Source organism: Mycobacterium sp. 852013-51886_SCH5428379, from assembly GCF_001665575.1.
Classification (GTDB): Bacteria; Actinomycetota; Actinomycetes; order Mycobacteriales; family Mycobacteriaceae; genus Mycobacterium.
In genome coordinates this window covers 169415-184943 of record NZ_LZSU01000036.1, presented here as the reverse complement: position 1 = coordinate 184943, position 15529 = coordinate 169415, and the positions used below count along the sequence as shown (strand labels likewise).

The following is a 15529-nucleotide window of genomic DNA, read 5'->3' as shown; positions in this document are numbered from 1 at the left end:
CACCGGCGGCAGGGAGTCACGCCAGACGGCGCACCCCGAGGTATTGCAGCCATGCCAGCGCGGCGGTGACGGCGGCGAACGCCAGCACCAGCACGGCACCGACCGAAGTGAGCGGCACCGCGCCGCCGGTCACGCCCACCGTCGCGCCTACGGCGAAGGCCGTGTTGGCGACGACGAGCGCGACGCCGATGCGGCGGAGGCGGCTGACGGCGGCCAGCACGTAGAGCACGGCGCCGTAGGCGACCAGCGCGGCGCCACCGAGCCATGCGGCGGTGGCCGACACACCGGTCAGCCGGGCGAGTGGATCGGCGGTCATCGCGACCAGCAGACCGACCCCGGCGCACACCGTGGCATCGGCGCGCATCGCGAAGCGCAGCAGCGAGTCGGACGAATCGGACAGTGGGCGGGTGATGACGGCGGCCATGTCCGTCACATTGCTCAACAGCCGCTGCCAGATCGACGCACAATGCTGCCAAGAACTGCCGGCCGCAGGTCAGAGCGCTGCGATCAGTGGTGGACGGCGACCGGATCGCTGCGCAGATCCGCGGCGATCACCCGCGCGGCGGCCGTCTGCCAGTTGTGCAGCGACCGCTGCGGCACCTCGGTGACCAACCACTGCCAGGCCCGCCTCGCCACCGGGTCCAGCCCGGCCGGCGTCGCGTTCTGCGCATACGCCCGCACCCCGGCGACGTACGGGAAGTACAGCGAGTTGTAGTGGCGCCACTGTTCGGTGGTGCCGAAGTCGCCGGCATCCCGCGGTTTCAGCGCCGCGATGCGATCGGCCAGCAGCGCCCGCAGTTCGTTGGCCCGCTCCAGGGGTTGATCCGGTGCGCCGCGGGCGGCCAGCCGTGCGTCGATGATCGGCAGCGCCGTGAGCGGACTGGCCACCAGTTTCGACAGATCGCCGTAGTGGCCGAGCGCGCGGCGGGTGAGCCGGGTGAACGTCTCGTCATCGACGTCGTCGAGCGGGTTGACCGATCGCAGCGGCAGCGCCGTCTGAGTGGTGCGCAACGCGGCGCGGTCGGCGCGCAGATCCGGTGACCGCGAGAACGCGAGCCGGTCGAGCAGACCGGCCAGCGGGTCGGCCAACACGTTGATGGCGATCGCGAGCGCCAGGCTGGTGAACAACAGCACCACCAACGCGGTGTGCGGCCCCACGGTCGTTGATCCGGCTGTCGTCGATCCGGTGACGGCCATCCCGATCAGCACCTGCCCGCCGAACAGCACCGCCACCGCCGACGTCGCGACGAACGACCGGCGCATGTGGGCCCGCAGCGCCTGCCCCTCGTCGAAGGCGTCCCAGATCGCGACCGCCACACCCAGCAGCGCGACGTCGAACCCCGTCGACGCCAGCGCCAGCCAGCTCGGCACCAGGCCGAGCGGGATGACCAGGATGGCATTGCCGAGCGCGAAGAACAGCGTTGCGATGATGACGAACCCGACCACCGGCACCGGCCGCACCCCGCGGCGCACCGCGCGCACCATCGCCCCGAGCGACGACACCGACACCACCGCGAACATCAGCCAGTGCCCCGGCCGCACCGGACCCTCCACACTGCCGGCCAGCGCAGCGCCCGCGAACGACCCGGCGGCCACCATCGCGGTCGCCGCGAGCTCCCCGGCGCGGCCGCGCCAGCCACCGGCGTCGTCGGCGCGGGACAGCTCGAGCAGGACGGCGAACCACGCGATTCCCGGCACCGCCACCAGATAGATCTCGATGCGGCCGAGGACGTCGGCACCGCCGGCCAGCCGCACCGCGTCCAGCGCGACCACGGCGGCGAAACTCGTCAATCCGACCGCGGCCAGTACCAGCACCGGTTTGCGGGGGTCACGGGCAAGCAGATACAGCCCGAGCCACCAGCTCAGCGCGAAGACCACGGCCGACAGCGCCGTCATGGCTCAAGTGTGGCATGACGGCGGGCCGCCGCTCACCTGCCGAAGCGGCGGTGGCGCGCGGTGTAGTCGCGCAGCGCCCGCAGGAAGTCGACCCGGCGGAACGCCGGCCAGTAGGCGTCGGTGAACCACATCTCCGAATACGCGCTCTGCCACAGCAGGAATCCGGACAGCCGCTGCTCGCCGGACGTGCGGATCACCAGATCGGGGTCGGGTTGGCCGGAGGTGTAGAGGTTCTCCGAGATCGCCTCGGCGGTGACGGCCTCGATCAGCTGTTCGCCGGTGGCGCCGTCGGCCAGGCATTTGCCGAGCAGCGCGCGCACGGCGTCGACGATCTCCCGGCGGCCGCCGTAGGCGACGGCCACGTTGACGTGGAACTGCCCGGCGGCCGTGTCGGTCTGCGTGGAGTCGACGGCGTCGCGCAGCCGCCGCGCCGGCTCCTCCCCGAGCAGTTCGAGGTCGCCGACGGTGCGCACGCTCCAGTGGTTCACCGGGGCGCAGATCTCCTCGACCACCTCGGTGATGATGTCGATCAGCTCGGCGAGCTCGGACGCGTCGCGCTGCAGGTTCTCCGTCGAGAGCAGGTAGACGGTCGCCATCTCGATGCCCGCGGCCTGGCACCAGCGCAGCATCTCGGCGATCTTCGCGGCGCCGGCGCGGTAGCCGTAGGTGACGTCGTCGTGGCCTTCATCACGGGCCCAACGGCGGTTGCCGTCGCACAGAACGGCAATATGGCGTGGCAGTTGCGATTTGGACCGCGCCAGCTCCTGGCGCAACCGCATCTCGTAGAGCCGGTACGCAGGCTCTTTGAGTCGCGGCGGGATGATGTCCATCGCTGTTCAGACTACTGTGGCGCTCGAGTGCCCCCGACGAGTTCGTGAGGTGAGATGACGACCCCGTCCGCTCCGATTGAGGCCGGCGACGCACGCTCGACCAAGGGCGAACCCGAGGACTTCCCGGAGGCTGTCGCCGAAGGCGTCGCGAACTTCCTCGGCAAACCGCGTGCCCGGGGCTGGATTCACGTCTATTCGGCGGTCGTCGCGGTCATCTGTGGCGCGACCCTGGTGTCGGTGTCGTGGGCCGAACAGTCCACGCGCGCCGGGATCGCGACGCTCATCTACACGCTGACCATTGTGGCGATGTTCACCGTCAGCGGCACCTATCACCGGGTGAACTGGCGCTCCCCGACGGCCCGCAAGTGGATGAAGCGGGCCGACCACTCGATGATCTTCGTGTTCATCGCCGGCAGCTACACGCCGTTCGCGGCGCTGGCGTTGTCGTCGGACGAGGGTGCGGTGCTGCTGTGGATCGTGTGGTCCGGGGCGATCGCCGGGGTGTTGCTCAAGATGTTCTGGCCGTCCGCGCCCGCCTGGGTCGGGGTGCCGCTGTACCTGCTGCTCGGTTGGGTGGCCGCGTGGTTCATCGGCCCGATCATGGACGGCGCCGGCGTGGCCGCGGTGGTGCTGCTGATCGTCGGCGGCGCGCTGTACAGCATCGGCGGTGTGCTCTACGGCCTCAAGTGGCCGAATCCGTGGCCGACGACCTTCGGCCACCACGAGTTCTTCCACGCCTGCACGGCGGTCGCGGCGATCTGCCATTACATCGCGATGTGGTTCGCGGTGTTCTCCGGCTGAGCTAGAGCTGCCGGCGGGCAGGAGCGTAGCGACTCGGGGCTACAACTGCGTGATGTTTTCCGGACCCCAGTAGGCCTTCATCGACGCGATCTGACCCTCACCGTTGAACGTCATCACCTCGATCGGCTGGATGCGCATCTTCGCCCCGCCCATCTCGACGGTGATCGCGAAGACGAACGCCGCCTCGTTACCGCCGGAGCGGAATTCGAGCAGTTCGGTGGTCACCTCGACGTTCTCGGTGTTGGCGTAGAAACCGGCGATCGCCTCACGGCCGATGTGCACCTCGCCCCCACCGACCGGATCCTCCAGCGTGGCGTCCTCGGCGTAGAGCGCGGCGACGTCCGCGGCGCTGCCGGTGCACACGGTGTTCAGATAACGCTCGACGATGGCCCTGGAATCGACGGTCATTGCCGGGACGCTACACGGCCCGCGGCGAGCGCGGCGGCCAGATCCCGAGCAGTGGTCACCGGCAGATCGCACACCCGTCCGCGGCACACGTAGGCGGCGTCGGCGCCGTCGACGCGGTCCCGGCCGGCCAGCAGTTCCGACGAGTCCACGGCTCCGCCGACGACGACCGCCCCGCCGGGCGCGAGGACCCGCGCAGCGTGCAGCAGGTCCGACGCGGCGGGGTCGCAGGCCACCGCGATCTGGATCGGTCCGCGCACCGCCGCCTCCGCGACGGCCAGCCAGTGGCCGCCGGAGCGGGCGGCGCGGGCCAGGATCGGCGTCGCACTCGCCAGGGTCGCGTCGGCCGCCACGGTGTAGCGCTCGGTGGGTGCCAGGTGGGCGGCGAGCTGCAGTGCTTCGGCGATGCTCGACGCCCCCGACGGGGTGGCGCCGTCGAACGGGTCAGCAGGCCGGACCATCAGCGCCTCGGCGTCGTCGGCGGTGTCGAACCAGTGGCCGGGTCGCGCCGGATCGGTGAAGTGGTCCAGGGCGGTGTCGATCAGACCGAGCCCGGCGGTCAGCCAGCGGCCGTCACCGGTCGCCTGGAACAGGGTGAGCAGCCCGGTGGCCAGTGCGGCGTGATCGTCGAGGATCGCGGCGCTCGGGCCCACCCGTCCGCCGAGGCCGGCGCGGCGCAGCCGGCCGTCGACGAGGTGCAGCCGGATCAGGGCGTCTCCGCAGCGGACGGCCGCGTCGAGCAGATCGGGGCGGTCCAGCGCGACGGCGGCCTCGACGAGCGCGGTGATCGCGAACCCGTTCCAGGCGGTGACGACCTTATCGTCGCGGCCGGGCTGCGGGCGGGCCGCGCGGGCGGCCAGTAGCGCGGCGCGTACCCGCGCGAAGCGCGCCGCATCGTCGGGATCGACACGAAGCTGCAGCACCGACGCGCCGTGTTCGAACGTGCCGGCCTCGGTGACGGTGAAGAGTTCGCCGGCCCAGCGGCCGTCGTCGGGACCGAGCACGTCCCGCAGCTGGGCGGGCGTCCACACGTAGGTGAGGCCCTCGACGCCGTCGGTGTCGGCGTCCAGTGACGAGGCGAACATCCCGTCGGCGCCGAGGTCGCGGATGAGGAAGTCCGCGGTCTCGGCGGTGACGCGGCGCGCCAGCGGATCGCCGGTGCGCCGGGCCCAGTGCGCGTAGGCCCGCAGCAGCAGGGCGTTGTCGTAGAGCATCTTCTCGAAGTGCGGGACCACCCATCCGGCGTCCACGCTGTAGCGGGCGAAGCCGCCTGCCAGCTGGTCGTAGATGCCCCCGCGGGCCATCGCGGCGCCGGTGCGTTCGACGGCGGCCAGCGCGTCGGCCGCACCGGTGCGCTCGTGGTGCCGCAGCAGCGCTTCGAGCAGCGCCGACGGCGGGAACTTCGGCGCGCCGCCCAAGCCGCCGTGGGTGCGGTCCTCGTCGGCGAGCACCGCCGCCACCGCCGCGTCGCACAGTTCCGGCGCCACCGGCGGTCCGCCGCCGGGCAGCCCGGCCGCCATGGACGTCAGCTCGCCGGCGACCTGGTCGGAGGCCTCCTCCACCTCGGCGCGTCGCTCGCGCCACGTCTGTGTGACGGCCGCCAACAGCTCCAGGAAGTTCGGCTTCGGGTAGTAGGTGCCGCAGAAGAAGGGCCGGCCATCGGGGGTGAGAAAGCAGGTCATCGGCCAGCCGCCCTGGCCGGTCATCGCGACGGTGGCGTTCATGTACACCGCGTCGAGGTCGGGACGTTCCTCTCGGTCGACCTTGATGCAGACGAAGCCGGCGTTCATCACGGCAGCGACCTCGTCGTCGGCGAACGACTCGTGGGCCATCACATGGCACCAGTGGCATGCCGCGTAGCCGATCGACAGCAGGATCGGCACGTCGCGGTCCGCGGCCTCGGCGAGCGCAGCAGCGTTCCATTCCCGCCAGTGCACCGGGTTGTCCGCGTGCTGACGCAGGTAGGGGCTGGTGGCATCGCCGAGGCGGTTAACCGGGGGGCTCCGTCTTGTGCTTCGGCGCCGCGGTGCCCGGCGGGGTGTCGACCCCGAGGTCGACGGTGCCGTCGTCGACGGCCTGGTCGGGTTCGGGGTGTTCGGGGTCGAACGATTCCGGCAGCCGCTTGAGGTGGCGGTTCATCGACCACACCAGCAGGAAGACCGCCACCAGGAGGGCGACGACGACCAGCAGCCCGAACGGGCTGGCCTTGCCGAAGTCCGGTCCGGTATCGCGGGGTGCCTGGCCGAGCAGTTCGGTGGCCAGCAGCAGGGTGTGGGTCATCGGTCGACCTCGATACCGGCGAAGAGATCGTCTTCCGGCAGCGTCACGGGCACACGCGAGCGGGCCAGCTCGAACTCCTCGGTCGGCCACAGCTCCTGCTGCCACTCCATCGGCGTGGCGAAGAAAAAGCTGTTGGGGTCAATCTGGGTGGCGTGGGCGCGCAGCGCGTCGTCACGCTGGTGGAAGTACTTCGCGCACTCGACTCGGGTGGTGACGCGCCGGGCGTTGACGTCGAGCTCCGGATCCCAGTTCTCCAGCCATTTCGCGAACGGGCCCGTCATGCCGCGCCTGGCGAACTCGTCCTGCAGCAGCTGCATACGTTCGCGCAGGAAGCCGTGGTTGTAGTAGAGCTTCGACACGTTCCACGGTGTTCCGGCGTCCGGGAACAGCCGATGGTCGCCGGCCGCCTCGTACGCCGCGAGCGACACCTGATGGCAGCGGATGTGGTCAGGATGCGGATAGCCGCCGGTCTCGTCATAGGTCGTCATCACGTGGGGCTTGAATTCCCGGATGACGCGCACCAGCGCCTCGGTCGGCCCCTCGAGCGGGACGAGCGCGAAGCAGCCCTCGGGCAGCGGGGGTAGCGGATCACCTTCGGGCAGGCCGGAGTCGACGAAACCCAGCCAGCGGTGCTCGACGCCGAGGATCTCCGCGGCCCGGGCCATCTCGTCGCGCCGGATCTCGGCCATCCGTCCGTGCACCTCGGGGATGTCCATCGCGGGATTGAGGATGTCCCCGCGCTCGCCGCCGGTCAGCGTCACCACCATCACGCGCGCACCCTGATCGGCGTACCGCGCCATCGTCGCGGCACCCTTGCTGGATTCGTCGTCAGGGTGCGCATGCACCGCCATCAACCGCAGTTCACTCATCTCATTCCATCTAACTCGTGCGCCCTCGGAGGTATGCCCGGGGGCGGTCCGCGTCTGGCCTCGTCGTCGAGGTCGCAACCAGCCAGGCCGGCTTTGCGTTCTATAGTTCCAGTTCCCCCTGCACCCCCCGACCGACGGGCACCCCAAACCCATGATCGAACGTCCAGAAGCCCGCTACGGGCGTCGGCCGATGTCGCGACGCGCCCGGCGACTGACGGCGATCGGGCTGACCGCACTCGTCGTCGTGGCCGGGGTGGTGATCGCGGCCATCGGCTTCGCGCGACTGGGCGCCCAGGACGTGGAGGGCGAGCTGGGCGCCTACCGGCTCATCGACGACCGGACCGTCGAGGTCACCCTCAGCGTCACCCGCGAGGATCCGTCGCGGCCGGTGGTGTGCATCGTCCGGGCGCGATCCAAGGACGGCAGCGAAACCGGGCGGCGCGAACTCCTGGTGGCGCCGTCGTCGCAGGCCACGGTGCAGGTGAAGACGATCGTCCGGTCCAGCAGCCCGCCGGTGATCGGCGACGTCTACGGCTGCGGAACCGACGTCCCGCCCTATCTCGTCACCCCCTGACGAAGCCGGCCGACGGGACCCGCGCAACAAACGCCGAACTGCGAATTTCTGAAATTCCGGTGCGCTGCCGGTGGTACGATCGATCGGTACACGGTTCCGGCTGGGGCCGTGTATTGCTGCATTTGCGCACCTGTGACGTGCTGACGACGCGGCGATGCACTCGGCAAGACCCCGGCCAGCCCCGCACCGGCTTCGCAGCGGATGTAGACGTCCGCAATTTCACACAGACAGGAGCGCGACGACATGACCGATACCCAGGTCACCTGGCTGACCCAGGAGTCCTACGACCGGCTCAAGGCGGAGATGGACCAGCTCATCGCCAACCGGCCCGTCATCGCCGCCGAGATCAACGACCGCCGCGAAGAGGGCGACCTGCGCGAGAACGGCGGCTACCACGCCGCGCGTGAGCAGCAGGGTCAGGAAGAGGCCCGCATCCGCCAGCTGCAGGAGCTGCTCAACAACGCGAAGGTCGGCGAGGCGCCCAAGCAGTCCGGCGTCGCGCTGCCCGGTTCGGTGGTCAAGGTCTACTACGACGGCGACGAGTCCGACACCGAGACGTTCCTGATCGGCACCCGCGAGCAGGCCGTCAACGACGGCAAACTCGAGGTGTACTCGCCGAACTCGCCGCTCGGCGGCGCCCTGCTCGACGCGAAGGTCGGCGAGACCCGCACCTACACGGTGCCCAGCGGCAGCACCGTCAAGGTCACGCTGGTCAGCGCGGAGCCCTACCACTCCTAGGCGGCTCCCCCATCGATGGCGCGGATCGCCGAAGACCTGCTCCTGCTGCTGCTCGACAACGCCTCCGCGCAACCCGGCCTGGACCCGTCGCGCCGTGGGCGGGTGCTGGCGGCCGCGGTGCTGCTCGACCTGGCACACGGCTGCCTGATCCGGCCCGCGGTCGACGGTGATCCGGTCCGGGCGGGCCGGCTGGTGGCCCTGTCCGTGCACGGTTCGCCCGACCCCGTCCTGGCGCCGGCGCTGAATCTGCTGCAGCAGCGCCCGCTGGCTCCGCGCACCGCCGTCGGCAGGCTCCGCAGACACACCGAGGACGCGGTACTCGGCCACCTCGAACGCACCCACCAGATCGGGCGCGCCGGTCCACCCGGCGGCAGGCCGCAGGCGTGGCCGCTCATCAACCGGGACCGGGCCGCAAACGCGCGCAGTCTGTTGCTGTCCGCCCTCTTCGACCGGCGGCCGCCGACGCCGACGACCGCCGCGATCATCACTCTGCTGCACGCGGCCGACGGGCTCGGCGCACTGCTGAGTCTCAACGACCGCGGCTGGCGCTGGGTGCACGGCCGGGCCGGGGAGATCGCACTGGGCAGCTGGGTGGACGAGTCCCGCGCGGACCCCGCCGCGATGACCGCGCGGATCAACCTTGCGGTGACGGCGGCGGCGGTCCGGCCGGCGTTAGGCTAGCGCCTGCTCGACGTCGGACAGCAGGTCGGCGGCGTCCTCGATCCCCACCGACAGACGCACCAGATCATCGGGCACCTCGAGTTGAGACCCCGCGGTGGACGCATGCGTCATCGCGCCGGGGTGCTCGATCAGCGACTCGACCCCACCGAGCGATTCGGCGAGGATGAAAATCCCTGTGCGCGAACAGAAGTCGCGCGCCGCCCGAGCACCGCCCGCCATCCGCACCGACACCATTCCCCCGAAACCACTCATCTGCCGCGCGGCGACCTGGTGGCCCGGATGGCTGGGCAGACCCGGATAGAGCACTGACGTGACCGCGGGGTGCTCGTCGAGGAATTCGGCGATCTTCGCCGCGTTCTCGCTGTGCCGCTGCATGCGCAGTACCAGCGTCTTGAGTCCGCGCAGCGTCAGATACGCATCGAACGGGCTTGGGACACCGCCGGATCCGTTCTGCAGGAACGCGAATGCCGTATCGAGTTCCTGGTCGTTGGTCAGCAAGGCGCCGCCGACGACGTCGGAGTGGCCGCCGATGTACTTCGTGGTCGAGTGCAACACGATGTCGGCACCGAGAGTGAGCGGCTGCTGCAGGGCGGGCGAAGCAAACGTGTTGTCCACCAACACCTTCACGTTCGACGCCCGCGCGATCTCAGAGATCCCGGCGATGTCGGCGATCGACAGCAGCGGGTTGGTCGGCGTTTCGACCCAGATCATCCGGGTGGCCGGCGTGATGGCGGCGCGCACGGCGTCCAGATCGGACAGCGACACCGCGGTGTGGCTGATGCCCCAGTGGGTGAACACCTTGTCGATCAACCGGAACGTACCGCCGTAGGCGTCGTCGGGGATGACCAGGTGGTCGCCCGGGCGCAGCACCGCGCGCAGCGCGCAGTCGGTGGCGGCCATTCCCGAGGCGAACGCCCGCCCGTAGCCGGCCTCCTCGACGGCGGCCAGCGCGGACTCCAGCGAGGCGCGGGTCGGGTTGCCGGTACGGGCGTATTCGAAGCCGCCACGCAGCCCGCCGACGCCGTCCTGCGCGAACGTCGAACTGGCGTAGATCGGGATGTTGACGGCGCCGGTCTGCGGATCGGGAGCGAAGCCGGCATGGATCGCTTTGGTGGCCAGCCCGTGGCCCGTGCGCTGTTGACTCATAACACTGTCGAGCCTAGCGAAGCCCGGTGTAGACATGGATTCATGACCAGAGCCGTCGACGATCTGCTGGACACCGACACGATGCTGACCCCCGAGGACCGGGAACTGCGGGAGACCGTCCGCCGCTTCGGTGAGCAACGCCTACGCCCGTACGTCGCCGAGTGGTTCGAGGCCGGAGAGGTGCCGGTACGCGAGCTCGCCACCGAGTTCGGCAAGCTCGGCCTGCTCGGCATGCACCTGGAGGGCTACGGCTGCGGCGGATCGTCGGCCACGTCCTACGGCATCGTCTGCCAGGAGCTCGAGGCCGTCGACAGCGGCCTGCGCAGCATGGTGTCGGTGCAGGGGTCGCTGGCGATGTTCGCGATCCACCACCACGGCAGCGAGGAGCAACGCGAACAGTGGCTGCCCGGGATGGCGACCGGCGACCTCATCGGCTGCTTCGGCCTCACCGAGCCGGATTTCGGTTCCAACCCCGCCGGCATGCGCACCACCGCCCGCCGCGACGGCTCCGACTGGATCCTCAACGGCGCCAAGATGTGGATCACCAACGGATCGGTCGCCGACGTCGCCGTCGTCTGGGCCCGGGCCGAGGAGGGCATTCTCGGCTTCGTCGTCCCGGCCGGGACCGAGGGGTTCTCCGGGCGGGAGATGAAGCACAAACTGTCGCTGCGCGCATCGAACACCTCCGAGTTGGTGCTCGACGACGTGCGGCTGCCGGCCGACGCGCAGCTCCCGCAGGCGCGGGGGCTCTCCGGTCCGCTGGCGTGTCTGTCCGAGGCGCGGTTCGGCATCGTGTTCGGCAGCGTCGGCGCGGCCAGGGACTGCCTGGAGACGACGATCGACTACGTGGGCAGCCGCGAGGTGTTCGACAAACCGCTCGCGGCCTATCAGCTGACGCAGGCCAAACTCGCCGATATGGCGGTCGAACTCGGCAAGGCGCAATTGCTGGCGCTGCATCTGGGCCGGCTCAAGGACGAGGGCCGGATCCGGCCCGACCAGGTCAGCTTCGGCAAGCTCAACAACGTCCGCGAAGCCATCAAGATCGCGCGGCAGTGCCGAACATTGCTGGGCGCCAACGGGATCACGCTGGAGTATCCGGTGCTGCGGCACGCCAACAACCTCGAGTCGGTGCTGACCTACGAGGGCACCTCCGAGGTGCATCAGATGGTCATCGGAGAGGCGCTCACGGGTGTCAGCGCCTTCCGATGACCGGCGCTAGTAGTAGCGCTGAACTTGTTGCTGCGGCAAGTATGGCGAATCGACGGGGACGCAGACGGTGTTCATGATCTTGTCGGCCAGCGTCTGGCGCTTGGAGTCCCACAGCGGGAACAGGTAGCCGATGTAGCAGAGCACCTGGTCGACGAAGTGCGCGAGCTGCCGGACGATGGACAGCCCGAAACCGATCGGCTGCCAGGTCTTGTCGCTGAGCACCTCGAACTTCATGACCGATTTTCCGATACTCTGCCCGGTCCGGCCCTGCCGGTAGCCGAGGTTCCAGACCCAGAAGCCCATCGCTGACAGCCACATCAGCGTGAACACGGCCACCCCCGGCCCGGAGATGGCGCTATCGCAGGCCGCGCCCACCCCGGTCTCGGCCTCGATGCAGACCGAGTCCCCGGTGCCGATCGCGACGCCGTATCCGATGCCAATGAGGACGAACGGGATCGCGCCGTCCACCAGTGCGGCCGGCACCCGGGTGAACCACGAGACGTACGCGTCCGGCGGCAGGACCTGCGCCGGCGGCGGATACCCGTCGTAGGTCATCGCGAACTCCTCCGGCTACGGGGTCGCCGGCGCCAGCGGACCTCCGGTGAGGCGACGGTAGGACGAAACCACCAGCAGGCCGGCCACCGGTGCGCCGACCAGCAGGCCGATACCGCACAGGAACGAGCCGACGAAGATGGCGATCATCGCGAGCAGCCACGTCAGCAACACCGGCACGAACTGGGCCTTCGCGACCGTGAAGCTCTGTTTGATGGCTTCGACCGGGGACAGTCCGCGGTCGACCACCGCGACGGTGGTGAACAGCAAGAAGATCGACGCGATGAGCCCGGGCACGTAGCAGAGCGCATAGCCGATTCCGGTGATGATGCCGGTGAGGAAGCTGGCGATGACGACACTGCCGACGTTGCGCGGCTTGAAGAACGATCCGATCGACACCCGCTGACCGTCGGCGATGTCGAGCAGCCCGCGGTAGTAGCCGGCCAGTAGCGCTCCGGACACCACCAGCAGCACGAGGTAGCCGACGAGCATCACGAGGATGCCCGCGCCGCTGAGCTCGGCGTAGAAGTCGTAGGAGGCGCCGCCGTCGTAGTTCTCGTACACCGACGTCGCTTCCGGGGAGACGCCGATGGCGACGGCGTAGATCACGCCGACGAGCACCGCCAGCACGGCGCCGACCGCCAGGGTCGCCACGATCAGCGCAAGCGCGTTCTTGGAGAACTTGTTCCAGGCCCAGGACAGCCCGTCGCCGATGCTGAATTGGCCACCGGGCCCGCCCATCTGCGGATATCCCGCGCCGGGCGGCGGGTAGCCACCACCGAACGACTGCGGGGGTGGGTAGTAGCCGGTGGGCGGAGGCGGATAACCCCCGGGAGGCGGCGGCGGTGGGTATCCGCCCGCGGGCGGCGGCGGATAGCCACCGGGAGGCGGCGGCGGTGGGTAACCCCCGGGAGGCGGCGGCGGGTAGTTTCCGGGCGGTCCGGGCGGTTGCTCGGTCATGGCACCTTCCAACTGTGTCGTGCGAACGATCGCAGAGCGAAGCGCTATGAATTTACCCGCGCGGAAGTCACCGGGGCGGTTTATCCGCACCGGACACGGCCGTCAGCGCCGCGTACGGCCGTCCGAGAGGAACCCGAGCAGGTCGTGCCGGGTCAGCACGCCGACCGGTTTGCCCTCCTCGACCACCATCAGCGCGTCGCATTCGGCCAACGACTTCGCGGCGGTGCTGACCAGTTCGCCCGCACCGATCAGGGGCATGGAGGGGCTCATGTGGTCGGCGACGGCGTCGGCGAGTTTGGCCCGGCCCTCGAACACCGCCGAGAGCAGCTCCCGCTCGGAGACGCTGCCGGCGACCTCACCGGCCATCACCGGCGGTTCGGCGCCGACGACCGGCATCTGCGAGACGCCGTACTCCCGCAGGATGCCGATGGCGTCGCGGATCGTCTCGGACGGATGGGTGTGCACCAGATCCGGCAGCGATCCGGATTTGCGGCGCAACACGTCACCGACCGTCGACTGTTCGATCGACCCGTCGAGCTTGTTGCGCAGGAAGCCGTAGGACGACATCCAGTCGTCGTTGAAGATCTTCGACAGGTAGCCGCGGCCGCCGTCCGGCAGTAGCACCACGACCAGCGCGTCGGGCCCGGCCTTCCGGGCGACCTCGATGGCCGCGACCGTCGCCATCCCACACGATCCACCGACCAGCAGGGCCTCCTCGCGCGCCAGCCGGCGGGTCATGTCGAACGAGTCGGCGTCGGAGACCGCGATGATCTCGTCGGGGACCGACGGGTCGTACGCCGTCGGCCAGAAGTCCTCGCCCACACCTTCGACCAGATACGGCCGCCCGGTCCCGCCGGAGTACACCGACCCCTCCGGATCGGCGCCGATGACCTGGACCTTCCCGCCGGACACCTCCTTGAGGTAGCGGCCCGCCCCGGTGATCGTCCCGCCGGTGCCGACGCCCGCGACGAAATGCGTCACCTTGCCGTCGGTGTCCGCCCAGATCTCCGGGCCGGTGGTCTCGTAATGGGATTCGGGACCCATCTGGTTGGAGTACTGGTCGGGCTTCCAGGCGCCCTCGATCTCCGCGGTCAGCCGGTTGGACACGCTGTAATAGCTGTCCGGATCGTCCGGCGCGACGGCCGTCGGGCACACCACCACCTCGGCGCCATACGCGCGCAACACATTTCGCTTGTCCTCGCCGACCTTGTCGGGGCAGACGAAGATGCACTTGTATCCGCGCTGCAGCGCCACCAGGGCCAGCCCGACGCCGGTGTTGCCGGAGGTCGGTTCGACGATGGTGCCACCGGGCTTGAGCTCACCGCTGGCCTCGGCAGCGTCGATCATCTTGATCGCGATGCGGTCCTTGGAGCTGCCCCCGGGGTTGAGGTACTCGATCTTGGCCGCCACGGTCCCGGCGCCTTCCGGGACAACGGAATTCAGCCTTACCAGAGGGGTGTTGCCGATGAGCTCACTGATGTGCCGCGCGATACGCATGACACCATCGTGTCAGGCGCTGTACAAGGTCACCAGGTGGCCTCTCGGATGTACTCGCCGATCTGCTTGAGCGACCGCTGCGCCTCCGAGACGATCGGCGCTCCCAGCTGGAAGACGTGCATCTGTCCGGGCCACACCCGCACCTCCACCGGCACCCCGGCGGCGGCAAGCAGCCTGGCCGCCTTGCGGGCGTCGCTGATCAGGACCTCGGAGCCCGACACGTGGATCAGCGTGCGCGGCAGTCCCGGTTCGATGTGGTCGAGCGGCTCGTACACCTCTTCGGGGCGGCCGTCGACGATGTTGCGTTTGGCGGCTTCCTCGATCAGCTCGACGAGCGCGTGGAACGCACGGGCGGGGAACATGGCGTCGCTGCGCACGTTGGGATGGCCGGCGCGGGCCTCGTTGTCCAGTTCGAACAGCGGCGACATGGTGACGACGGCGGCCGGCGTCTCGGGCACCGGGTCGTCGTGCAGCCGCTCTGCCAGCGCCAGGGACAGGTATCCGCCCGCGGAGTCGCCGGCCAGCACGATCTGGTCGGGCTCGTAGCCCTGGTCGCGCAGCCACTGGTAGCCGTCGTAACAGTCGTCGATGGCCTGACCCACGGAGTTCTTCGGGATCATCCGGTAGTTGACGACCAGGACCGGGCTGTCGGCGAACTTGGACAACGCCGTGATGAGCCGGCCGTGCGAGTTGGCCCCGCAGGTCAGGAACGCGCCGCCGTGGGCGTAGAGGATCACGCTGCGCTTGCCGTCGGCGGGCAGCACACCGGGAGCGCGGACGATCTGTGCGTTGCAGTTGGGCAGCGAGATGGTGGCCTTGATGGTGCCGGGCACCGGGCGCATGACACGGCAGACGAAATCGACCGCACCCCACGGCCAGGGCATCTTCGGCGCGAGGCTGCCGATGGTCAGGGTCGGCTTGATGGTGAGCGTCGCCGCGAGCGCCATGACCCGGGCGGCCACACTGGGCCCGTCCTCGATGATCTCGACGGGCGCCCCGTCACTGACCGGGAACCGTCGCGCCTTGGCCCGAGTCGCCCGTAGGGCCGCATGGCCGGAGCTGGGTACCTTGCTCGGTGCAGTCATTGCCAT

17 protein-coding genes are annotated in these 15529 nt (G+C 69.7%); 5 read left to right on the top strand and 12 right to left on the bottom strand.

Annotated elements, in window-relative coordinates:
• Positions 1-16: 16 nt before the first annotated feature.
• The 3 genes from A5757_RS15575 to A5757_RS15565 form a co-directional block, all read right to left on the bottom strand.
• Positions 17-424 carry a hypothetical protein gene (locus A5757_RS15575; RefSeq protein ID WP_066835652.1) on the bottom strand — a complete coding sequence of 136 codons (408 nt, stop codon included), beginning with the start codon at positions 422-424 and terminating at the stop codon, positions 17-19.
• A gap of 83 nt (positions 425-507) precedes the next feature.
• Positions 508-1896 carry a hypothetical protein gene (locus tag A5757_RS15570; RefSeq protein WP_066835650.1) on the bottom strand — a complete coding sequence of 463 codons (1389 nt, stop codon included), beginning with the start codon at positions 1894-1896 and terminating at the stop codon, positions 508-510.
• Between the two features lie 32 nt (positions 1897-1928).
• Positions 1929-2726 carry a (2Z,6E)-farnesyl diphosphate synthase gene (locus tag A5757_RS15565; RefSeq protein WP_066835648.1) on the bottom strand — a complete coding sequence of 266 codons (798 nt, stop codon included), beginning with the start codon at positions 2724-2726 and terminating at the stop codon, positions 1929-1931.
• 54 nt (positions 2727-2780) lie between these two features.
• On the opposite strand from A5757_RS15565, the gene A5757_RS15560 reads away from it, so the two are divergent.
• Positions 2781-3527 (top strand): hemolysin III family protein, encoded by a 747-nt coding sequence (locus A5757_RS15560; RefSeq protein ID WP_066835646.1) that lies wholly within the window; start codon positions 2781-2783, stop codon positions 3525-3527.
• Between the two features lie 39 nt (positions 3528-3566).
• On the opposite strand, the gene A5757_RS15555 is transcribed toward A5757_RS15560, so the two are convergent.
• The 4 genes from A5757_RS15555 to mca are packed head-to-tail and all read right to left on the bottom strand — an operon-like array spanning position 3567 to position 7081.
• Positions 3567-3935, bottom strand: a complete 369-nt coding sequence (locus A5757_RS15555) for a nuclear transport factor 2 family protein (RefSeq protein ID WP_066835644.1) — start codon at positions 3933-3935, stop codon at positions 3567-3569.
• On the bottom strand, positions 3932-5893 hold the full coding sequence (locus A5757_RS15550; protein ID WP_066835642.1) for a thioredoxin domain-containing protein: 1962 nt from the start codon (positions 5891-5893) through the stop codon (positions 3932-3934). The genes A5757_RS15555 and A5757_RS15550 overlap by 4 nt, the downstream gene beginning before the upstream one ends.
• Positions 5894-5921: 28 nt before the next feature.
• Complete coding sequence (locus tag A5757_RS15545) at positions 5922-6212, bottom strand: hypothetical protein (RefSeq protein ID WP_066835640.1); 291 nt, start codon at positions 6210-6212, stop codon at positions 5922-5924.
• Positions 6209-7081 (bottom strand): mycothiol conjugate amidase Mca, encoded by an 873-nt coding sequence (mca, locus tag A5757_RS15540; protein WP_066835638.1) that lies wholly within the window; start codon positions 7079-7081, stop codon positions 6209-6211. Before mca ends, A5757_RS15545 begins: the two co-directional genes overlap by 4 nt.
• Before the next feature lie 151 nt (positions 7082-7232).
• Here mca and A5757_RS15535 point away from each other — a divergent pair, with 151 nt between their 5' ends.
• The 3 genes from A5757_RS15535 to A5757_RS15525 all read left to right on the top strand — a co-directional run bounded on the left by A5757_RS15535 (position 7233) and on the right by A5757_RS15525 (position 9074).
• Entirely contained in the window at positions 7233-7655 is a 423-nt protein-coding gene (locus A5757_RS15535) for a DUF4307 domain-containing protein (protein ID WP_066835636.1), read from the top strand.
• 243 nt (positions 7656-7898) lie between these two features.
• On the top strand, positions 7899-8393 hold the full coding sequence (gene greA / locus A5757_RS15530; protein WP_066835634.1) for a transcription elongation factor GreA: 495 nt from the start codon (positions 7899-7901) through the stop codon (positions 8391-8393).
• 15 nt (positions 8394-8408) lie between these two features.
• Positions 8409-9074, top strand: coding sequence for a GPP34 family phosphoprotein (locus tag A5757_RS15525; RefSeq protein ID WP_066835632.1), 666 nt, complete (start codon positions 8409-8411; stop codon positions 9072-9074).
• Here A5757_RS15525 and A5757_RS15520 read toward each other — a convergent pair.
• On the bottom strand, positions 9066-10220 hold the full coding sequence (locus A5757_RS15520; RefSeq protein WP_066835630.1) for a cystathionine gamma-synthase: 1155 nt from the start codon (positions 10218-10220) through the stop codon (positions 9066-9068). The two genes, A5757_RS15525 and A5757_RS15520, sit on opposite strands and share 9 nt — an antisense overlap.
• A 42-nt stretch (positions 10221-10262) precedes the next feature.
• Here A5757_RS15520 and A5757_RS15515 point away from each other — a divergent pair, with 42 nt between their 5' ends.
• Complete coding sequence (locus tag A5757_RS15515) at positions 10263-11429, top strand: acyl-CoA dehydrogenase family protein (RefSeq protein ID WP_156618430.1); 1167 nt, start codon at positions 10263-10265, stop codon at positions 11427-11429.
• Positions 11430-11435: 6 nt separating this feature from the next.
• On the opposite strand, the gene A5757_RS15510 is transcribed toward A5757_RS15515, so the two are convergent.
• The 4 genes from A5757_RS15510 to A5757_RS15495 all read right to left on the bottom strand — a co-directional run bounded on the left by A5757_RS15510 (position 11436) and on the right by A5757_RS15495 (position 15523).
• On the bottom strand, positions 11436-11984 hold the full coding sequence (locus A5757_RS15510; protein WP_066835628.1) for an RDD family protein: 549 nt from the start codon (positions 11982-11984) through the stop codon (positions 11436-11438).
• Between the two features lie 15 nt (positions 11985-11999).
• Complete coding sequence (locus A5757_RS15505; protein WP_066835626.1) at positions 12000-12941, bottom strand: hypothetical protein; 942 nt, start codon at positions 12939-12941, stop codon at positions 12000-12002.
• Positions 12942-13043: 102 nt separating this feature from the next.
• On the bottom strand, positions 13044-14438 hold the full coding sequence (locus A5757_RS15500) for a cystathionine beta-synthase (protein WP_066835624.1): 1395 nt from the start codon (positions 14436-14438) through the stop codon (positions 13044-13046).
• A gap of 29 nt (positions 14439-14467) precedes the next feature.
• Positions 14468-15523 (bottom strand): alpha/beta hydrolase, encoded by a 1056-nt coding sequence (locus A5757_RS15495; RefSeq protein WP_066835622.1) that lies wholly within the window; start codon positions 15521-15523, stop codon positions 14468-14470.
• Between the last annotated feature and the right edge of the window lie 6 nt (positions 15524-15529).